The sequence below is a fragment of the Halorubrum sp. JWXQ-INN 858 genome, assembly GCF_009806985.1.
Classification (GTDB): domain Archaea; phylum Halobacteriota; class Halobacteria; order Halobacteriales; family Haloferacaceae; genus Halorubrum.
In genome coordinates, this window is the sequence record NZ_WUAX01000011.1 from 1 (window position 1) to 18,748 (window position 18,748).

At 68.2% G+C, this 18,748-nt stretch carries 19 protein-coding genes and 1 tRNA gene; 9 read left to right on the forward strand and 11 right to left on the reverse strand.

Annotation, left to right across the window (positions count from 1 at the left end; genetic code table 11):
• Positions 1-346: 346 nt before the first annotated feature.
• Together GRS48_RS08795 and GRS48_RS08800 are read right to left on the reverse strand one after the other, a co-directional pair.
• The gene (locus GRS48_RS08795; RefSeq protein ID WP_159485629.1) at positions 347-796 is read right to left on the reverse strand and encodes a DUF5799 family protein; all 450 of its coding nucleotides are present in this window, start codon (positions 794-796) and stop codon (positions 347-349) included.
• Positions 797-851: 55 nt separating this feature from the next.
• Positions 852-1,319: a DUF5793 family protein gene (locus GRS48_RS08800; RefSeq protein ID WP_159485631.1), complete on the reverse strand. Its 468-nt coding sequence runs from the start codon at positions 1,317-1,319 to the stop codon at positions 852-854.
• 292 nt (positions 1,320-1,611) lie between these two features.
• Between GRS48_RS08800 and GRS48_RS08805 the strand changes: the two genes are divergently transcribed.
• The 6 genes from GRS48_RS08805 (at position 1,612) to GRS48_RS08830 (ending at position 7,736) form a co-directional block, all read left to right on the forward strand.
• Entirely contained in the window at positions 1,612-2,124 is a 513-nt protein-coding gene (locus tag GRS48_RS08805) for a hypothetical protein (RefSeq protein WP_159485633.1), read from the forward strand.
• Positions 2,125-2,276: 152 nt separating this feature from the next.
• Complete coding sequence (locus tag GRS48_RS08810; protein WP_159485635.1) at positions 2,277-3,920, forward strand: type II/IV secretion system ATPase subunit; 1,644 nt, start codon at positions 2,277-2,279, stop codon at positions 3,918-3,920.
• A gap of 14 nt (positions 3,921-3,934) precedes the next feature.
• Positions 3,935-6,073 carry a type II secretion system F family protein gene (locus tag GRS48_RS08815; protein ID WP_159486405.1) on the forward strand — a complete coding sequence of 713 codons (2,139 nt, stop codon included), beginning with the start codon at positions 3,935-3,937 and terminating at the stop codon, positions 6,071-6,073.
• An 82-nt stretch (positions 6,074-6,155) separates the two neighbouring features.
• Complete coding sequence (locus GRS48_RS08820) at positions 6,156-6,824, forward strand: class I SAM-dependent methyltransferase (RefSeq protein WP_159485637.1); 669 nt, start codon at positions 6,156-6,158, stop codon at positions 6,822-6,824.
• A gap of 148 nt (positions 6,825-6,972) precedes the next feature.
• Positions 6,973-7,043, forward strand: a tRNA-Gly gene (locus GRS48_RS08825).
• Between the two features lie 441 nt (positions 7,044-7,484).
• Positions 7,485-7,736 carry a hypothetical protein gene (locus tag GRS48_RS08830; RefSeq protein WP_159485639.1) on the forward strand — a complete coding sequence of 84 codons (252 nt, stop codon included), beginning with the start codon at positions 7,485-7,487 and terminating at the stop codon, positions 7,734-7,736.
• Positions 7,737-7,772: 36 nt separating this feature from the next.
• Here GRS48_RS08830 and GRS48_RS08835 read toward each other — a convergent pair whose 3' ends face one another.
• The 6 genes from GRS48_RS08835 to GRS48_RS08860 all read right to left on the reverse strand — a co-directional run bounded on the left by GRS48_RS08835 (position 7,773) and on the right by GRS48_RS08860 (position 12,748).
• The gene (locus tag GRS48_RS08835; protein WP_200840240.1) at positions 7,773-8,309 is read right to left on the reverse strand and encodes an SPW repeat protein; all 537 of its coding nucleotides are present in this window, start codon (positions 8,307-8,309) and stop codon (positions 7,773-7,775) included.
• Positions 8,310-8,511: 202 nt separating this feature from the next.
• Entirely contained in the window at positions 8,512-9,216 is a 705-nt protein-coding gene (locus GRS48_RS08840) for a TOBE domain-containing protein (RefSeq protein ID WP_159485641.1), read from the reverse strand.
• A 136-nt stretch (positions 9,217-9,352) separates the two neighbouring features.
• Complete coding sequence (locus GRS48_RS08845) at positions 9,353-10,156, reverse strand: amino acid ABC transporter ATP-binding protein (RefSeq protein ID WP_159485643.1); 804 nt, start codon at positions 10,154-10,156, stop codon at positions 9,353-9,355.
• Positions 10,156-10,884 (reverse strand): ABC transporter permease, encoded by a 729-nt coding sequence (locus tag GRS48_RS08850; RefSeq protein WP_159485645.1) that lies wholly within the window; start codon positions 10,882-10,884, stop codon positions 10,156-10,158. Before GRS48_RS08850 ends, GRS48_RS08845 begins: the two co-directional genes overlap by 1 nt.
• 9 nt (positions 10,885-10,893) lie before the next feature.
• Positions 10,894-11,802 (reverse strand): substrate-binding domain-containing protein, encoded by a 909-nt coding sequence (locus GRS48_RS08855; RefSeq protein WP_159485647.1) that lies wholly within the window; start codon positions 11,800-11,802, stop codon positions 10,894-10,896.
• 187 nt (positions 11,803-11,989) lie between these two features.
• The gene (locus tag GRS48_RS08860; RefSeq protein ID WP_159485649.1) at positions 11,990-12,748 is read right to left on the reverse strand and encodes an SDR family oxidoreductase; all 759 of its coding nucleotides are present in this window, start codon (positions 12,746-12,748) and stop codon (positions 11,990-11,992) included.
• A gap of 143 nt (positions 12,749-12,891) precedes the next feature.
• Here GRS48_RS08860 and GRS48_RS08865 point away from each other — a divergent pair, with 143 nt between their 5' ends.
• A complete protein-coding gene (locus GRS48_RS08865) occupies positions 12,892-13,209 on the forward strand; it encodes a hypothetical protein (protein WP_321168371.1) in 318 nt (105 codons plus the stop codon).
• Positions 13,210-13,218: 9 nt separating this feature from the next.
• Here the strand turns inward: GRS48_RS08865 and GRS48_RS08870 are convergent, their stop codons facing one another.
• Complete coding sequence (locus GRS48_RS08870; RefSeq protein ID WP_159485650.1) at positions 13,219-13,515, reverse strand: PadR family transcriptional regulator; 297 nt, start codon at positions 13,513-13,515, stop codon at positions 13,219-13,221.
• Positions 13,516-13,709: 194 nt separating this feature from the next.
• Positions 13,710-14,090 (reverse strand): hypothetical protein, encoded by a 381-nt coding sequence (locus tag GRS48_RS08875; protein WP_159485652.1) that lies wholly within the window; start codon positions 14,088-14,090, stop codon positions 13,710-13,712.
• Positions 14,091-14,244: 154 nt separating this feature from the next.
• Here GRS48_RS08875 and aglJ point away from each other — a divergent pair, with 154 nt between their 5' ends.
• Together aglJ and GRS48_RS08885 are read left to right on the forward strand one after the other, a co-directional pair.
• Positions 14,245-15,168 (forward strand): S-layer glycoprotein N-glycosyltransferase AglJ, encoded by a 924-nt coding sequence (gene aglJ / locus GRS48_RS08880; protein ID WP_159485654.1) that lies wholly within the window; start codon positions 14,245-14,247, stop codon positions 15,166-15,168.
• A gap of 111 nt (positions 15,169-15,279) precedes the next feature.
• The gene (locus tag GRS48_RS08885; protein WP_159485656.1) at positions 15,280-16,383 is read left to right on the forward strand and encodes an AI-2E family transporter; all 1,104 of its coding nucleotides are present in this window, start codon (positions 15,280-15,282) and stop codon (positions 16,381-16,383) included.
• Between the two features lie 266 nt (positions 16,384-16,649).
• On the opposite strand, the gene GRS48_RS08890 is transcribed toward GRS48_RS08885, so the two are convergent.
• A complete protein-coding gene (locus GRS48_RS08890; protein WP_159485658.1) occupies positions 16,650-18,581 on the reverse strand; it encodes an archaea-specific SMC-related protein in 1,932 nt (643 codons plus the stop codon).
• Between the last annotated feature and the right edge of the window lie 167 nt (positions 18,582-18,748).

Consider the following 18,748-nt stretch of genomic DNA (forward strand, 5'->3'; position numbering starts at 1 on the left):
GGTCAGATCGTTGGCGTAGTTGGCGCAGGGCGTTGTCGGATTCATCCCCGCGCTAAAGCACGGGGCTTTCTCCTTGCCACCTCCGTAAGTGATCCATGAGACGGCCGATCGTCGCGGCGTTTTTATTTCGGCGGCGTGAACCGGCGCTCATGCCACAGGTCCATCTGGACGAGGCGACGGTCGCGCGGCTCGACGCGCTGCGGGTCGACGACGAGGAGTACGACGAGCTGGTGAACGAGCTCATCGACGGCCACGAAGGAACGGACTGACGCCGTTTCACGTCGGCGACGGGATCGACTGATCCGCCGGGGAAACGGCCCGTCCAGGTCTCCGATCCCGCCGCCGACTACTCCTGATACGCGACCCGGACCCGCTCCCACTTACCCGTGTCCTCGAGGTGTGCCTGGAGCGCGTCGGCGTACTCGCCGACCAGTCGTTCGGCGGCCGCGAGGTCCTCGTCGTCGGGACCGCCGTCCCCGCCGAGCCCGAGCGCGCCCTTGATCGCGGCGACGATCCCGCCGCCGGACCCGCCGCGATCGTCGCCCGCCGGCGCGCCGCCCATCGCCGCCACCTGCGAGCGGACGTTCTCCAGCTCGGGCATGATCGCGGGGAGCTTCGAGGTGTCCGCGACGATGCGTGCCTGCTCCGGGTCGTCCGCGTCCTCGATCTCGAACTCCGTCGCCGTCATGATCAGCCCCCACTCCTGGCTGGTGAACTCGGAGGCGACCACGCGCTCGTTGAACTCGCGGTCGACGGTCATCCGGTCGCCGACGATCGAGTCGGTCCAATCGCTCATACCCGCCCTTCGTCGGTCGACGTGAAAAGCACCGTCCCTGCGGGCCGCCGCGGGGTCACAGCTCGACGCCGGACGGTATCAGGCTCTCGCCCCGGAGGAGGTGCCCCTCGTGGTCGTACACGAGGAACGTCGCCTTCTCGTAGCTGACGAGCCGCTCGCCGTCGACGTCGATCTCGACGCGGTAGCGGGCGTCGCCGCCCGCGGCGTTCCCGTACTCCCGTGCGGCCCGGATGAAGGCGAGCACGTCGGCGGCCGTCTCGTTCAGTTCGAGGACGAAGTCGCCGGTGATACGGTTCGTGACGCCGACGACGCCCTCGGGGTCGGCGGCCGGCGATAGCGGCTCGCGGAGCCGAAACGCGACGTCGGTCTCCGCGGCGTCGAGGAGGTCCCCCTCGGCGTTGGAGAGCCGCTCCCGCAGCAGCCCCCCCGGACCGTGGAAGTCGATACGTACCAAGGGCATGCTCGGCTCGTCGGCGTCGCCGGCGACGCCCTCGACGCTGAGGTCGAAGTAGTCTCGCCGCATTTCGTATGAAACGGTTCGGGACCGTCCCGTATCAACGTAACGCCCGTCTCCACGCTCGTCGGGGCGACGGGCGTCGTCGCGTGCGCACTATCGAGACGCGTGTTGTCGGGACGCGAGATGCGAGACGCGTGTTGTCGGGACGCAAGACGTGAGACACGTGTTGTCGGGACGCGTGACGTCCGACGGGGCCGAGGTGACGGTGGGTCGTCCCCGCTCGACGGACGGTTGGTCTCCCCCTCGGACGGCGGCGGTGCGGTGGGGTTTTTACAGGCCGGCGCCGTCCGTGTCGCGTATGGTCTGGGTTCGCTCCGAATACGCCGGCGAGCTGGCCGTCGTCTCGGCGTGGCTCGCCGCGCTCGTCCCGTGGAACCTCACGTACGCCACGGCGGAGGGCGTCGGCGGGCTCCTGTACGTCCGCTTCGTGTTCGCTGAGTTCGTCTACTTCACCGACCTGGAGATCGACGGCCGGAGCGTCGAGCTCCTCTCGATCCGCGAGGCGATGGCCCAACAGGCGGGCGAGCTCGTCTTCGCCGCGTACCTCGCGTGGGCGGTCGGCGCGGCGCTCGTCGGCGCGGCGGTGCTGCTCTCGGTCGGCTACTACCTCCGGGAGGATCGAGTCGAGAACGGACCGATCGACCCGGTCCGCCTGATGGGCGGGCTCCTCGCCGCCGCAGGCGTCGCCTTCGTCGCCGCGAACTACCTCGTCGTCACTCGGGGGATCCCGGGGATCCCCCTCCCGATCGGGACCGTGATGGTCCTCGTGCTCGGCGGCGTCCTCCTGACCGTCGACCGCGTCGACGGATGAACGCGACAGCGAGTGGCCACGGCGGCGGGTGAACGCGACAGCGAGTGGACACGGTGGCGGGTGAACGCGACAGCGGGTGGACACGACGGCGGATGGCCGTGACGACGGAAGCGGCTTTAAGTCGGGGACGCTCATAGCCTGCGTATACACCGATGGCTGGGGACGCAGAACCGGGGAACGTCGGCGGGGGAATCGGGGCGCTTCGGCGACGGCTCACGCGGACCTGGGAGGTGCTGCAGGGGTCTGACATCGAGGTTCGCCCGTTCCGTCCGGGGACGGACGGCCCGCTGGCGTCCTTCACCGTCCCGGACGACGAGGAGGAAGTGGACCGCTACTGGGTGAACGCGCCGTACGCCTACGTCGTGATCACCTACGACGACGAGGCGAGCGAGCACCTGTACTACACGGTCGAGCCCTCGCTCGACGGGTTCGAACGGGAGCTGCTCGACCGGGTCCGCGACGACATCCGCGACCCGCTGTTGTACCGGGAGGGGACGGGGAAGACCGACGAGGCGACGCTCCGGACGGAGCTCGAGGCCCTCCTCGAACAGTACGGCGTCGACGCCGACATGGGGACGTTTTACAGCCTGCTGTACTACCTGTTCCGCGACTTCCGCGGGTTCGACCGGCTCGACCCGCTGTTGCACGACGGCCACATCGAGGACGTCTCCTGTGACGGGTACGACCTCCCCATCTTCGTCTACCACGACGCGTACACCGACATCGAGACGAACGTCTCGTTCGGGAAGGAGGCGCTCGACAACTACGTCATCCGACTCGCCCAGCAGTCGGGACGACACATCTCCGCGGGCGAGCCCATCATGGGGACGACGCTGCCGGACGGCTCGCGCGCGGAGCTCGCGCTCGGCGAGGACGTCACGCCGCGCGGGTCGGCGTTCACGATCCGCCAGTACGCCGACGAGCCGTTCACGCCGGTCGACCTCGTCGACTACGGCACGTTCTCGATCGAGCAGATGGCGTACTTCTGGCTCTGTATCGAACACAACAAGAGTCTCATCTTCGCGGGCGGCACCGCCTCGGGGAAGACGACGTCGATGAACGCCGTGTCGATGTTCGTCCCGCCGCGCGCGAAGGTGCTCACGATCGAGGACACCCGCGAGCTCTCGCTGTACCACGACAACTGGCTGTCCTCGGTGACCCGCGAACAGCTCCACGAGGGGGCCGACATCGACATGTACGACCTGCTTCGGTCCGCGTTGCGACACCGTCCGGAGTACATCATCGTGGGCGAGGTGCGCGGCGCCGAGGCGGTCACCCTGTTCCAGGCGATGAACACCGGCCACACGACGTTCTCGACGATGCACGCCGACTCGATCGAGACGGTGATAAACCGGCTGGAGAACGAGCCGATCAACGTCCCGCGCGCGATGGTGCAGTCGCTCGACATGCTCGTGATCCAGACGCTCACCCGGTCGGGAGACGAGCGCGTCCGGCGGGCGAAGGTGATCGGCGAGATCGGCGGGATCGACCAGCGGACCGGCGACCTCGACTACTCGTCGGCGTTCACGTGGGCCGCCGGAACCGACGAGTTCCAGCGGAACGACTCGGACCTCCTCGAGGAGATCCGCGAGGAGCGCGGGTGGGACCGCTCGGCGCTGCTCCGGGAGATACGGCGTCGTGAGCGGTTCCTCGAGCTGTTGTCCCGGCTCGGCGTCAACGGCTACCGGCGCTTTACCGCGCTGGTCAACGCGTACTACGCCGACCCCGATCGGACGATGGGGCGGCTGGAGGCGGAGGCGACGACGGAGGGCAACGAGGAGCCCGATCCCGAATGAACACGCTGCTCGCGCTGCTCACACTGCTTCCACTGGTGGCCGCGGTCGGGCTCTGCGTCGCGCTGCTCGCACCCCTCGTCGACCGGCGGGCCGACCTGGTCGTCACCCGGCTCGCGCTGGCGCTGTTCGGCGAGTACGTCACCTCCGAGCGGGCCCGCGGCGACCGGGAACGGGAGCTGCTGCGCGCGGCACACACCGGCGACACGCATCGGCGGTACGCCTCGCGGACCCTGCTGTACGCCGCGGCGCTCGGGGTCGCCGGAAGCGTCGTCGGCGTCTACGCGGCGGCCGCGCTGCTCGGCCTGCTCTCGGTCGGCGAGGGCCCGATCGCGGCGGCACTCCCGGGCCCGCTCGTGTTCCTCGCGGCGCTCGCGCGACTGACCGAGGTCGGGCTCGGGGAGCTGTTCGTCCTGCTCGTCGCCTCTTCGGCGACCGTCGGGGCCGGGCTCGCGGTCGGGACCTACTACGTCCGGTGGGAACTGCTCGCCCAGCGTGCGGTCGCACGCGCCTCGCGGATCGACACGACGCTCCCGCGGACGGTCGCGTTCGTCTACGCGCTCTCCCGCTCGGGGATGGCGTTCCCGAACGTGATGGACACGCTGGCCGAACACGAGGCCGTCTACGGGGAGGCGGCGACGGAGCTCGCGGTCGCCGTCCGCGACATGAACGCGTTCGGGACCGACGCGCTGACGGCGCTCCGGGGGACCGCAAAACGGACGCCCAGCGAGGACCTCGCAGAGTTCTCCGAGAACCTCGCGTCCGTCCTCAGCTCCGGACAGTCGCTCTCGGGGTTCCTCGAGGACCAGTACGAGCGGTATCAGGAGGAGGCGGAGGCGAGACAGGAACAGTACCTCGAGCTGCTCTCCACGTTCGCGGAGACGTACGTGACGGCGCTCGTCGCCGGGCCGCTGTTCTTCATCACCCTCCTCGTGGTCATCGGACTCGTGCTCGAGGACACCCTCCCGCTCGTTCGCGTCATCGTCTACGCGGCGCTCCCGCTCGCGACGTTCGGGTTCGTCGTCTACGTCGACAGCGTCACACACGGCGTCGGCGGAACGGAGCCGCTCCCGCCGCGGGAGCGAGGGGCTCCCGACGAGGGGGCGTCGCCGTCGGGTGATGGGACGTCGCTGTCCGGCGATGGGACGTCGCTTCCCGACGGAGGGGTGTCGCCGTCCGGCGGGGTGGCCGGCGAGGATCGATGGGCGAGGAGCCGCGAACGGCTCGCCGCCCACGAGCGGCTCCGCGGCGTGTTGGCGTGGGCGTCCTCGCCGGTCGAACACGTGCTCGAGCGGCCGGCGACCGTCCTGTTCGTCAGCGTTCCGGTCGCGCTCGTCGGGGTCGCGCTCGTCGCGTTCCCGATCACCGTCGGGCCGCCGACGCGGATGGTCGGACAGGTCGACGCCGCGATCGTCACGGCGGTGGCGGGCGTCCTCGCGTCGTACGCGGTCGTCTATGAGATCCGGAAGCGCCGGACGCGACGGATAGAGGCGTCGGTGCCGGACTTTCTCGACCGGCTCGCGAGCGTCAACGAGGCTGGCGCGTCCGTCGTCGAGAGCGTCCGTCGCGTCTCGGAGTCCGACCTGGACGCCCTCACGGCCGAACTGGTTCTGACCCGGCGGGACGTCGAGTGGGGGGCGGACGTGACGACGGCGCTCCACCGGATGGACCGCCGGGTCAGATCGCCGGTCCTCTCTCGCGCGGTGGCGCTGGTGACGAACGCGCTCCACGCCAGCGGCGACATCGCGCCGGTGCTCAAGATCGCCGCCGACGAGACGCGCGCGACCGAGCGGCTCCGCCGTGAGCGCCGACAGGTCATGTTGACGTACCTCATCGTGATCTACATCTCCTTTCTCGTCTTCCTGGGGATCATCGCCGCGCTGTCGATCGCGTTCATCCCCGCCATCGAGTCGGCGGCGACCGGCGGCGCCGGCGGTGGCGTGCCCGGCGGGGGCGGCGGGATCACGGACGGGATCGGCGACATCGACGTGTTCGTCTACGAACAGGTGTTCTTCCACGCCGCCGCGGTGCAGGCGATCTGCTCCGGGCTCGTCGCCGGCCAGCTCGGCGAGGGCTCCGTCCGCGACGGCGCGAAACACGCGGTCATTCTCCTCGCGTTGACCGCCGTGGCGTTCGCTCTGATGGGCAGCCTCTGAGCCGCTGGTCCGTGGACCCTCGCCGGCCGCCGACCGTCGTCGCTTTCAGCGGCCCTTTACTCGCCGGCGACGATGCCCGCGTATGGACCCGCAGTCGGCGTACGACCGCATCGCCCCGCACTTCTCGAAGACCCGGGAGTACGCGTGGCCCGAAGTCGAGTCGTTCCTCGCCGACCACACGACCGAGACGTCGGTCGATCCGTCGGCCGATCCGTCGATCGACCGCGCCCTCGACCTCGGGTGTGGCAACGGTCGGCACACGGAGCTCCTTGCGGAGCGTGCGGCCGCGGTCGTCGGCGTCGATGTGAGCCGCGGCCTCCTCGACGAGGCGACGCGGCGGGCGGCCGAACGCGGCTTCGCCGACGTCGCGGAGTTCGTACAGGGCGACGCCGCGGCGCTGCCGGTCGCGGACGACGCGGTCGATCTCGCGGTGTACGTCGCCACGATCCATCACCTCTCGCCGCGGGCGGCGCGCGTCCGGAGCCTGAACGAGCTGGCGCGCGTCCTCCGGCCCGGCGGCGTCGCGCTCGTCAGCGCCTGGAGCACGGCACACGACCGCTTCGACCGGACGGAGGGGTTCGACACCGAGGTGGACTGGACGCTCCCCGGCGGCGAGACCGTCCCCCGGTATTACCACATCTACGCGCCCGACGAGTTCGCCGCGGACGTCGCCGCGAGCGAACTCGTCGCGGTCGATCTCACCGTTTCCAGCGGGAACTGTTACGGCGTCGTTCGCGCGGACGACGCGTAGGGGCCGGGCACGACGACAGGCGGTGTCGGGTGGGTGGCGATGTCGGGACTCGTCGCCGATCCGAGACGAGACGCGGTGACGTCGCCGAACGATCGCCGCCGAACGAAAGGGTAAGTTCCTTATCCCGGCGGCGTCTCGGTCGAAGTGCGCGCCGGTGGTCTAGTGGTAGGACCTGAGCCTTCCAAGCTCATGGCCCGGGTTCAAATCCCGGCCGGCGCATTTCTCGAACGAAGTAAGAGAAATCGCCGAGGGATTTGAATCAGAGAGCGAGCGTAGCGAGCGACCGTGGTTCACGATCCCGGCCGGCGCATTTCTCCGCAACTACGAACGGGAAGCGACGGCGACGAGCGAGTCGTACGGGAAGACGTGCCGGCCGGAGTCCCACTCGCATCGCTCGCGGGACTCCCGGTCGACGCGTTTTCTGAATACGGAGGCGTAATCTGCACCTGAACCACATCGTGTTCCCTACGGGCGTCGTTGATATTCACGGAGCCGTGCTGAAGGCCCCCACTCGGACGGAGTAACGCCACCGATACACGGCTCGCTATTCACGTCACTGGTTCCAGGTTGGACCTCCTGTGAGGATGCCGTGGAAACTCCGGCTTACCGCCGTTCGAAGCGGTTATAAGCACCCCTGTACTGGCGCTAACAAGCAGAACAATGGACGATAACACCGCGAGCGAGTTGGACACCTTCGTCCGAATGGCCCGGGAGTCCCCGGTTCGGACCGGCCTTTTAACCTTCAGCCTTCCGCTGTTCGCGCTCCTGCAGTTGCTGAACGGCGTTCTTCACGGGGGGTCGCTGTTATTCATCGGCAGTTTCCTGGTGCTGGCGATCGCTTGCTCGGTACTGCTGGCCCAGTATCAACTCGCTATCTACCGGCGACAACGCCTCTCTGGACCGTACTACTAGCGAGTACTGCAAAACAGTGCGAGGGAGCGGGACCGTTCAGGTTTTCGCCCGACGAGTGTCCTGCTGGCGATCCCCGGCCTGATATGCACTGTACGCGCCGAGACCCACCGTAAGCAAACCGACGGCGATGTGGTTGTAGAACCACGTCTCGTTGGTCGTCTCGGCGATCCCGGTGTCGGTGCCCAGCACGAACGGGGCCGCGATCAACCAAAGACCGGCCGCGACGGCGATCAGGGCGACCGCGGTGTTCGCGAACCGTTCGTTCGCCTGCCGCGAGTAGTTGTACCCCCCGACGCCGATCAGGAGCGACCCGACGAGGACGTCGTTCCAGAACTGCGCTTGGGTGAGGTCTAATCCGATGGCCTGTGCGATCATCCAGAGTCCCAGCAGTGCGATCAGCGCCGAGAGCCATTTGCCACGTTCGCTCGGATTCGCTCCGTGGTCGTCGGGTTCATCGCGACGGGCCGCTTCCGAGTCACCGCGTTCACCGCGACGGGCCGCTTCCGAATCGCCGCGCTCACCGCGACGGGCCGCTTCCGAATCACCGCGTTCACCGCGACGCTCCGTGTCCATACCCGGGTCGTTGCTTGAGCTGTCATCGGGGTCCGCTCTGTTGTTACTATTCATCGTTCTCCACACGGACCGGTGGCTCCCTGCGCGTAAAGTTAGGCGGCCGCGCCGACGAGGTGGTGTTGGATTACCAGTGAACCTCCGCCGTGATCAACGAGGCAGATCGGCACACTCGGCAGGTATTCGATCCCTCGCCGGGAATAGGTCAGTCCTCCGTCGGTCCCCCGGCGAGCCGAGTGGCCGTCGCCTTCCACGTGACGACGACCGGTGCCCCTCGTTCGATCCCGAGCCGGGTGATGCTCTCCTCGGTGACGAGCGCACGGAACGCGGTCCCGTCGACGTCGATCGTCACCGTGCGGACGGTCTCGCCGCGGTCGACGTCGGAAACCTCCCCCGAGAGTCGGTTCCGCGCGCTCGTCGAATTCGGGGCGGGATCGGCGTCCGGATCGAGGACGGTGAGCGTGTCGGCCCCGATCCGGACCTGGACGCGCTCGCCCCTTTCGACGCCGTCGTGAAGCCCCCGCAGGCTGCCCACCGCGGTGTCGACGTCGGCGAGTTCGCCCGTCACGGCCTCGACCGCCCCGTCGAGCACCGTCTCCGGAACGCGTGCCGTGGCGGCGAGCGCCACGCGGAGCCGGTCGTATCGGTTCAGCAGGCGCTTCGCGTTCGCCGTCAGTCGGCTCCCGCCGCCGCCCGGGCCGCCCCGACGCCGTTCCACCAGGTCCCCGAACGCGGTCTCGAGCTCCTCGATCCGGGACAGGTCACGCGCTCGCGACCGACCGAGGTCCGAGGACGCCTTCGCGACCGATCCGGTCGCGTCGATCCGCCTGAGCAACGTCGCGTCCCGGGCGTCGAACTCGACGCCGGCACACGCGAGTACGGCCTTGCTCCGTCCCCTCGCTCCGTCCATTGGGTGTTCGTCTCCGTGGCGGCGGTTAACTCCCTCGCCTCCATCGGACCCACGATCGGCAGGGGACGGGTTTCGAGTCGGCCGTCGGGAGACGGATTTTGAGTCGACTGTCGAGAGGCGGGCTTCCGGTGGGTGGTCAGTAGACCAGTTCGCCGTCGATGAACTCCCGTGCACGTTCGTCCCCGGGGTCGTTGAAGACGCGATCCGCGGGGCCACACTCGATGACCCGCCCGTCCAGCATCACCGCGACGCGGTCCGCGATCCGTTCCGCCTGGTTCATGTCGTGGGTGGCGACGGCGACGCCGAGCCCCCGCGATCGGGCCGTGTCGATCGCCGCCTCGATCGCCGCCGTGTTCCGGGGATCGAGGTCGGAGGTCGGCTCGTCGAGCAGCAGGAAGTCGGGGTCGTACGCCAACGCGCGGGCGAACGAGACGCGCTGGGCCTCCCCGCCCGACAACGCGTCGACGTGTTGCGTTCCGGCGTCGGCGAGTCCGACGACCGCCAACGCCTCGGTGACGGCGCGTCGGCGGTCCCCGCCACGGACCCTCGCGGCCCAGCTCCGCAGCCGCTCCCGCCAGCCACGCCGGATGTGCAGCCCGTAGCTCACGTTCCGCAGAACGCTCGCGTCGAAGAGGGCCGGCTCCTGGAAGACCATCCCGACCCGCCGTCGGACGCGGAGCCGCTCGCGCTCGGAGAGCCCCCACACGTCGGCGTCGTCGACCGCGACGTGCCCCTCGTCGGGCTCGTGGAACATCGCGAGGAGGCGCAACAGCGTCGTCTTCCCGGTTCCCGACGGGCCGATCACGGCCATCGTCTCTCCCCGTCGCACGGAGAGCGTCACCGAGTCGAGGACGTCGGCGTCCCCGAAACCGTGCGTCACGTCGGAGACGGCGAGTCCATCGGTGGACTGTCGCGGTCGCACGCCATCGGGTCGCTGCATCACGTGCGACCGCCCCCGAACCGGAGTACGATGCCGTTGATGACCAACACGAGCGCGACGAGGATCGCGCCGAGAACCAGCGCCGTCTCGAACCGCCCCTGTCGGGCCTCGAGCTGGATCGCGGTCGTCAGCGTTCGCGTCACGGAGGTGCCGTCCGCGCTCGCGATGTTACCGCCGACGATGAGGACGGATCCCACCTCGCTCACCGCGCGCCCCAGACCGGCCAGCACGCCGGTCATGACCCCGTATCGCGCCTCCTTGATCGTGACGAGCGCGACGTCGATCCGCGTCCCGCCCAGCGCGCGGGCGGCGTCACGGACGCCGTCGTCGATGCCGGTCACGGCGGCGAGGCTCACGCCCGTGATGACCGGCGTCGCGAGGACGAACTGCGACAGGATCATCGCCTCCGTGGTGAACACGAGATCGAACGCGCCGAGCGGCCCCTGGTTCGAGACGGCGAACAGGACGAGGAGGCCGACGACGACGCTCGGGAACCCCATGCCCGTGTTGATGAGCGCGACGACGACGCCCTTGCCCCGAAACTCCGAGAACCCGATCAGCATCGCGACGGGGAGCCCCACGAGCGTGCTGATGGCGACCGCCGTGAGGCTCACGTACAGCGAGACGAGGACGATGCTCTCGACGTAGTGCCGCTCGAACGGGAAGTCGACGACGAGCGGGGCGAACCCCCTGGCGACGAGATCGACGGCGGAGAGGGTCTCGATCATGTGTTCTCGTTACCGTTCGTCCGGCGTCCAGCCCTCGGGAACGTACTGTTCGAAGTTCGGGTCTTCCGAGTCCGTTTCCGGGAAGAACAGCTGCTCGCCTTCGACCGTGTACTCCTCGATGACCGTTTGCCCCCGTTGGGAGGTGAGGAACCCGATATAAGACATGGCGAGGTCGTAGTTGACGGTCTCGTGGACGCCGGGGTTGACGGCGACGATGCCGTACGGGTTCGCGAGGAGTGCCGGACCGCCCTCGATCGGCCCTTCGACCCGGATCGAGACGTCGAGTTCGGACCGTTGAGAGAGGTAGGTTCCCCGGTCGGCGAGCGTGTAGCCGGGCGTCTGGTTCGCCTGGTTCAGTACCTCGCCCATCCCGCTACCGGTCTCGCGGTACCACTCGCCGCCGGGCTCGATGCCGGCAGCGTCCCAGATAGCGCGTTCCTTCGCGTGCGTGCCGGAGCTGTCGCCACGCGAGACGAAGACGGAGCCGGTTTCGGCGATCGCCCGGAACGCGTCCGTCACCTCCTCGGTCCCGTCGATTCCGGCGGGGTCGTCCTCGGGACCGACGACGACGAAGTCGTTGAACATGACGTCGCGGCGGTTGACGCCGTAGCCGTCGCGCATGAACTCGTCCTCCAACGATCGGGCGTGAACCATTACGACGTCCGCATCGCCCGCCCGCCCGGTTTCGAGCGCCGCACCGGTTCCCTGTGCAACGGCGTCGACCGCGACACCGTAGCGGTCCTCGAACGCGGCGTTCACCTCGTCGAGTAACCCGGTATCGTACGTGCTCGTCGTCGTCGTGAGCGTCAGCGTCTCGCCGCGGATCGACGCGTCGGCGTTCCCCCCGTCGTCGTCGGAACAGCCGGCGATCGCGGCGACGCCACCGGCCGCCGCAGCGAGGAGGTCGCGGCGTTGCATCAGTATTGATACAACCACTATCGGCGACCTACTTAGTCGTTCGTTCTCGCTTGTAACCACTACTGGTTTCTATTTCGGGGATCGATCCCAACACCGTCAACGGACGTCGGCGGACTCCGTCCTCACTGCTCCCGTTTCCGATGAAACCGCGGGCAGGAGGGTCGTCTCCGGTATCGACTCCCGCCGTTCACGCCAGGAAACCGCCGTCGACGACGAGCGGGTGACCGGTCACGAACGACGCGTCGTCCGAGCAGAGCCAGACGACGGCGGCGGCGACCTCCTCGGGGTCACCCATCCGGCCCAGCGGCTTCGCCTCGGTCATGGCCGCGAGCTGGTCGCCCATCTCGACCTCGGCGCGGGCGATCATTTCGGTGTCGATGATCCCCGGACAGACCGCGTTGACGCGGATCCCCTCGCGGCCGTACTCCGCCGCGGCGATGCGCGTCAGCCCCACGACGCCGTGTTTGCTGGCGACGTACGGCGAGCCGCCGGCGGCGCTCAACCCCGCGATCGACGACGTGTTGACGATCGCACCGCCGTCACCGCCGCCGTCGACCATCGCCGAGAGCTCCGCTTGGAGGCAGTTCCAGACGCCGGTCTGGTTCACCGCGATGGTGCGGTCCCAGTCGTCCAGCGTCTGGTCGGCGAGGCGTGCGGTGCGCCCCTCGATCCCCGCGTTGTTCAGCGCGAAGTCCGGCGTGCCGTACGTCTCGACCGTCTCGTCGACGAGCGCCGCGACGGCGTCCGCGTCCGTCACGTCCGTCACGACCGCCGACGCCTCGCCGCCGTCGGCCTCGATCAGGTCGACGGTCTCCGCGATGCCGTCCTCGTCGACGTCGGAGACGACCACCGACGCGCCCTCTTCCGCGAACCGGAGCGCCGCCGCGCGCCCGATCCCGCCCGCGCCGCCCGTCACGATCGCCACTCCGCCATCGATCCCGTTCATTGAAACATCACGATCGTAACTGTGTATGCGACGACATAACTGTTGGCGTGGTTTCTCCCGACCCGGTGACGTCGAGATCCGCTCCTCCTGTTCGGTCGATGTCGACCCGGGGTTTTTATACGGATGCCGTCGTCGGACCGGCCGTGATCTCACGACTCGCCGCCGCGGTGCTGCTGTTCGCCGCCGGGATCACGGCGGACATGGCGTCGACGTACGTCGCGATCTCCTCGGGGGAGTTCGTCGAGGGGTCCCCGATCGGACAGGCGCTGGTCTCCCGATTCGGGCTCGTCCCGGGCATGCTCCTCACGAAGGCCGTCGGAATGTTCGTTATCGGGGTGCCGATCGCGGTCGCCGGCGCGACCCGCCGGCTCGTCGCAACTGCGATGTTCGGGATCGTCGGCGTGTTCTCGCTGCTCGCCGCCTGCCGGAACGCCCTCCTCGTCGCCGGGCTCTGGGCGTGATCGCTGTCGTCACGTGCCGCCGTCACTCCCGCCGGAGCCGACGTACTGTGCCTGCCACTCGGCCCGTGCCTCGATCTCCCGGCGACCGCGGCGCGTGATCGTGTAGTAGTTCGTCCGTCGGTCGGCCTGCCCCTTCTCGACGAGTCCCTTCTCGACCAGCGTGTCGAGGTTCGGGTACAGCCGCCCGTGGTGGATCTCCGACTCGTAGTACTCCTCCAGCTCCGCTTTGATCGCGAGCCCGTGCGGCTCGTCGGACCCCGCGATCACGTACAGCAAGTCCCGCTGAAACCCCGTGAGATCGTGCATGTGACGTATCCCGTTACACGTCAGATAGACAAGAATTTTTCCCCGAACACCGACAGATCCCGTCGCACGGCGGTCGCCGGCGTCTCCCGCGAGTCGGATCGAAGCACGGGTCTCACCGAGTTGACATCGGGTGCCACCGCAACCGCACGACGGCGAACGGTTCGCTCTCGGAGGTCAGCCGTCGGTCGCGTCGATCACGTCGGATCGAACGACCGAAGGATGGTCGCGAGCGCGCTGGCGAGCTCCTCGAACCGGTCGATGTCCATCGAGTCCGCGGTCACCCAGACGCCGTGGTCGTTCGTGATCACCCGCGTGAGGTAGCCGTTATCGAACACGCGGACGGTAAACCGGTAGTCGCCGAGCTGTGTGTTCGCGTACAGCGCCTGCGCGTGGAACCCCTTGCGCTCGTTCTCCGCGAACCCGACCAGATCGGCGGTCTGGTCCAGATCGTCCCGGAGGTAGAGCTGTTCGACGTCGTCCTCGGTGAAGTAGGTGATGCTCCGGATCTCGTCGCCGACGGCGGTGCGCGCCGCCGAGAGCAGTTCGTCGCGGTGAGTTTCGACGGGTTCCGACATAGTGTCCATGTTCGCTATTGACATACATGACGCTGTTGGTGGATCGCCCCGTCCGGGTCCATATCCGCTTTCTCGTCGTAGCCACCCACGTCGCCGTCCGCGCCCGCGGCCAAGAGGGACAGAGTTTAGCGACGGCCGCGACATGGAACGGCTAATGACCGACTCCGACGACGTCTGTGTCCTCCTGCCGGCGATGGACGAGGCGGCGACCGTCGCGGAGGTCGTCTCGGGGTTCCGCGACGCCGGGTTCTCGAACGTCCTCGTGACGGACGGCGGCTCCGACGACGACACCCGAGAGATCGCCCGAGAGGCGGGCGCACGCGTCGTCCGCCAGTCCGGTCGCGGGAAGGGCCAAGCGGTTCGGGAGGCCGTCCGCGACCACGTCGACGCACCCTACGTGCTGTTGGCCGACGCGGACGCGACGTACGACGTCGCCGACGCGGACGCGATGCTCGCCCCGCTCCGCGACGGCGACGCCGATCACGTGATCGGCGACCGATTCGCCGACATGCGCTCCGGCGCGATGACGCGGTTAAACCGGGTCGGGAACCGACTCATCAACCTCACGTTCCGGGCGATCCACGGCGAACAGTACCGGGACATCCTCTCGGGATATCGGGCGTTCACCCGGGCGTCGTTCCTCCGGATGAACCTCACCGCCGACGGGTTCGGCATCGAGACCGAGATGGCCGTCGAGTGCGTGAAAAACCGGATCCCGGTACGGGTCGTTCCGATCACCTATCGGCCGCGGCCGAACGGGTCGGCGACGAACCTCCACCCGGTCCGCGACGGCGGCGTCATCTTCCTGGAGCTGTACCGGAAGGCGAAGACGAACAACCCCCTGTTCTACTTCGGCAGCATCGGCGCGCTCTCGACGACCGCCGGCGTCGTCATGGCCGCCTACGTGCTGTACCGGTGGATCGTCCGCGGCGTCGGCCACGAGATCATCGCGGTCGGCGCGGTCGGCGCGACGATCCTGGGGATCCAGCTGCTCATCTTCGGCGTGCTCGCCGACATGATCCTCACGCTTCACCGCGAACAGCTGGCCCACCGCGAACGCGTCTCCGACGGCGACTGAGTCCGTGACCGGCGTCGGATTGAGTCCACGGCCGGCGTCGGAGCGTGGAGGCTCCGATCCTCGTATCCGTTCGTCCCCATAGTTTATGTCGGGTGACGAACACGGCCAGGCATGGACGAGAAGCGTTTCGTGCTCACCCTTTTCGGGCTGGCGATCGCGACGATCGCCGGCTACATCGTCTACCGGTTCGTCGCCGCCCTCACCGTCGCGGTGTTCCTCTACTACTCGACCCGTCGGTTCTACCACGGGCTCTCCAGGCTCCGACTGCCCGACCGGGTCCGCGCGGCGACGGCCATCTCGGTCATCGGCCTGCCGCTGATCCTCCTGTTGAGCTACACGCTGGTGCTGCTGATCCTCGAGGCCCGCCGGTTCATCGAACGGTACCCCGTCGCAGAGACGATCGGGGGCGAGGAGGCGTGGGTCGAGGGCCTGGCGAACCTCTCCGACCCCACGTTCAACGGGATGGTGCAGACGTACCGCTCGGGGGACTTCGACCCCCTCATCGAGATCTTCACCGAGCACGCGGCGCTGTTGACGAACACCGTGACCGGGTTCCTGTTGAACGTCCTGATCGCTGTCATCGTCACCTACTACCTGCTGTTGGACGGCTCGAAGGTCCACGACTGGCTGCTGTCGTTCGACGACGACGCGATCGTCCGCGAGTACCTCGAGGCCGCGGACGCCGAGCTCGAGGCGGTGTTGTACGGGAACCTGCTCAACGTCATCGCGATCTCGCTCATCGCGGTCGCGACGTACGCCGGCTACAACCTCGTCGCACCCGCGGGGGCCCAGGTCCCGTATCCGGCGCTCGCGGGCGCACTCACCGGGATCGCGAGCCTGATCCCGGTCATCGGGATGAAGATCGTCTACTTCCCGTTGGGTGCTGCGGCGGCGACGCCTGCCCTTCTCGACAACGAGCTCGGCCTGCTCGTGTACGTCACGGGGTTCCTCGTCGTCGCGGTCGTCGTCGTGGACACGATCCCCGACCTCGTGCTCCGGCCGTACTTCAGTGGCAAGGCCACGCACGTCGGGCTGTTGATGCTCGCGTACGTCTTCGGCCCGGTGGTGTTCGGGCTCCACGGGCTCTTCCTCGCGCCGATAATCCTCGTCCTCGCGCTCACCTTCGCGTACACCGCGCTCCCCCGGCTCCTCGGCGTCGAGCCCGACGGCCCCGATCCGGTCCCCGCGGGTCAGCGCCGGCTCGACGAGTTCTGATCGGGTGCACGGGCACGCGGCTCGACGGCTGGCCGCCACGTCGGAGCCCACCATCGCCATCACGTTACGATAATATTCACAAAAAGACATACTATCATATAGCATACTTTTTCGATCCCGAACCGACGCCACCATGCGGATCGGCCCTGAACGCCCCCGATCCTGTTTTACGGCCTTTTGAGCGACAGTAGGTTCGTCGTACGACCGCGACCGTTCGGTTAGCAATACCGTATTAACAGAAAAGAAAACAGTACTGTTTTCCGTCTCTATCCGAGGTCTTCGATGTAGCTGTACTCCTCGGAGAGCCCGGCGGCGTCCTCCGGGAGCAGGGCGGCGACGAGGTAGTCCGCGTGGTCGCGGAAGTAGTCGACGACTCGGGCGATCCGGTCGGCGTCGATCGCCTCCAGCGAGTCGAGCACCACGAAGGGGACGACCTCGTGGACGTCGTGGACCAGGTAGCCGGCGAGCGCGAAGACGAGTCCCGTCACCTCCCGCTCGCTCTCGGAGAGGTGGTCGACCGTGTCCTCGTACGCGCTCCCGTCCTCGTCGGTCCGGATGATGTGCAGGTCGAACCGCGTTCGGGACACCTTCCGACGCCCCTCCCGCACCTCGACGGTCCGCCGCTCGATCCAGATGCGGTCGAGGTTGTCGTAGCCGAGGATGTCGAGCACCGTCGCCATGTGCTCGTTGAACGCCTCGACCGCGCCCTCCTCGATCCGGTCGACGCGCGTCCGGAGCTCCGTGAGACGGTCGGCGAGCTCCTCGCGCTGGGCCTCCAGCTCCGTTCGGTCCTCGACGGCGGCCTCGCGCTCGTCGATCTCCTCGTCGATCTCCTCGAGCTCCGATTCGAGCTTCTCGACCCGCAGTTCGGTCCCGTTCGCGCGACGGTGGAGGTCCAACACCGCGTCGTGGCCCTCGACGTCGATCGTCTCCGCCTCCGCCTCCAGCTCGGCGATCCGCTCCTCCTGTTCGGTCGCCGCCGACTCGAGGTCGTCGATGCGGCTCTCGGTCGTCTCGATCTCGGCGTCGACCTCCGAACGGCGGCGCTCCGCGCGCTCCCGCTCGCTCCGACGCTGGCGAACGGCCGCCTGCTCGTCGGTCAGCTCGTCGATGCTCGACCGGACCTCCTTGCGCTCGTCCAGCAGGTCCGCCCTGAGGTCGCGGAGCCGGTCGACGGTCTCCTCGATGCGCGACTCGTCGACGTCGGAGCCACAGGTCCAACAGGTCGTCTCCTGCTCGGCGGCGAGCGCGTCCGTCGGGTCGTCCGCGCCCGCCGAGTCGATGGCGATCCCTTCCCCCTCCAACATCTCCTCGTTGAACCCGATGACGCTGCCGAGCTCGCTCGTTCGCTCGTCGAGCGACCGCTTGCGCCGGCGCAGTTCCTCGATCCGGCCCGCCAGCCAGTCCGGGTCGTTCTCGGGCTCCGACGCTTCCGAGAGCGTTTCGCTCAGCTCCTCGCGCTCCTCGCGGAGCTCCCGAAGGGTCGTCCGCTCGGTCTCCAGGTCGAACTCCACGTCCTCGAGCTCGGATCGAGCGTCACGAACCCGCTGAAACGCCGCCTCGAGCTCTTCCTTCCGGTCCCGGCTCTCCTCGACGCCCGCGTCGAGCTCCTCGATCTCCGCTTCGATCGTCGCGAGGTCCTCGCGCGCCTCCTCGAGTTCCGAACGCTTCTCCGTGCGCTTCGCCTCCAGCTCCGGCAGGTCGCGCTCGATGTCGTCGAGGCGCTCGATCTCCGCCTCGAGCGATTCGCGCTCGCGCTTGCACGACTCGATCTCGGCGTCGATCCGGTCCGTGTCGATCGGACGCATGATGACCTCGCGGAGGTCGTCCCCCCGGGCCACCGCGCGCCGCGCCTCGTTGTTCTCGAGGAGGAACGCGAACAGGTCCGCGAGCTCCGGGTCGTCGAGGTAGGGGTCGCCGCCGAACGAGACCGTCGATCCCGTCCGTCGAAGGGTGCGCGTGTACGTCTCCTCGCCGATCTCGAGGGTGACCGACCCCTCGTCGGCGCTGCCCTTTAACGACGCGCGGTCGCTCCCCAGCCCGGCCATGACCGCTTGAAGGAACGACGTTCGGTTCGTGGCGTTACGCCCGGTGAGAACGGAGACGCCGGGTGGCAGCGTGACCTCCGCGTCGTCGATCCCGCCGACGTTCCGGGCCCGGACCCGGACGGTCGGCTTCGATAGCTGATCGGCTGACATGCGAGTCCATTGTCGCCGGAGTAATTAAATGATGTCCATTCACGGACGGCGCACGGGCGGTCATATCCGGGGACGGCGACGCCGTTACAACGTTATTTTTGTAATTCTTTACGGCCGCGATCGCGCCGTCCGTCGACGCCGCTCGTCGACGCCGCTCGTCGGGACCT

Excerpts from the sequence above, each read along its gene's own strand:
- GRS48_RS08795 (WP_159485629.1), bottom strand. The coding sequence starts at position 796 with ATGAGCGATTGGACCGACTCGATCGTCGGCGACCGGATGACCGTCGAC.
- GRS48_RS08800 (WP_159485631.1), bottom strand. The coding sequence starts at position 1,319 with ATGCGGCGAGACTACTTCGACCTCAGCGTCGAGGGCGTCGCCGGCGAC.
- GRS48_RS08805 (WP_159485633.1), top strand. The coding sequence starts at position 1,612 with ATGGTCTGGGTTCGCTCCGAATACGCCGGCGAGCTGGCCGTCGTCTCG.
- GRS48_RS08810 (WP_159485635.1), top strand. The coding sequence starts at position 2,277 with ATGGCTGGGGACGCAGAACCGGGGAACGTCGGCGGGGGAATCGGGGCG.
- GRS48_RS08820 (WP_159485637.1), top strand. The coding sequence starts at position 6,156 with ATGGACCCGCAGTCGGCGTACGACCGCATCGCCCCGCACTTCTCGAAG.
- GRS48_RS08830 (WP_159485639.1), top strand. The coding sequence starts at position 7,485 with ATGGACGATAACACCGCGAGCGAGTTGGACACCTTCGTCCGAATGGCC.
- GRS48_RS08835 (WP_200840240.1), bottom strand. The coding sequence starts at position 8,309 with ATGGACACGGAGCGTCGCGGTGAACGCGGTGATTCGGAAGCGGCCCGT.
- GRS48_RS08840 (WP_159485641.1), bottom strand. The coding sequence starts at position 9,216 with ATGGACGGAGCGAGGGGACGGAGCAAGGCCGTACTCGCGTGTGCCGGC.
- GRS48_RS08845 (WP_159485643.1), bottom strand. The coding sequence starts at position 10,156 with ATGCAGCGACCCGATGGCGTGCGACCGCGACAGTCCACCGATGGACTC.
- GRS48_RS08850 (WP_159485645.1), bottom strand. The coding sequence starts at position 10,884 with ATGATCGAGACCCTCTCCGCCGTCGATCTCGTCGCCAGGGGGTTCGCC.
- GRS48_RS08855 (WP_159485647.1), bottom strand. The coding sequence starts at position 11,802 with ATGCAACGCCGCGACCTCCTCGCTGCGGCGGCCGGTGGCGTCGCCGCG.
- GRS48_RS08860 (WP_159485649.1), bottom strand. The coding sequence starts at position 12,748 with ATGAACGGGATCGATGGCGGAGTGGCGATCGTGACGGGCGGCGCGGGC.
- GRS48_RS08870 (WP_159485650.1), bottom strand. The coding sequence starts at position 13,515 with ATGCACGATCTCACGGGGTTTCAGCGGGACTTGCTGTACGTGATCGCG.
- GRS48_RS08875 (WP_159485652.1), bottom strand. The coding sequence starts at position 14,090 with ATGTCGGAACCCGTCGAAACTCACCGCGACGAACTGCTCTCGGCGGCG.
- aglJ (WP_159485654.1), top strand. The coding sequence starts at position 14,245 with ATGACCGACTCCGACGACGTCTGTGTCCTCCTGCCGGCGATGGACGAG.
- GRS48_RS08885 (WP_159485656.1), top strand. The coding sequence starts at position 15,280 with ATGGACGAGAAGCGTTTCGTGCTCACCCTTTTCGGGCTGGCGATCGCG.
- GRS48_RS08890 (WP_159485658.1), bottom strand. The coding sequence starts at position 18,581 with ATGTCAGCCGATCAGCTATCGAAGCCGACCGTCCGGGTCCGGGCCCGG.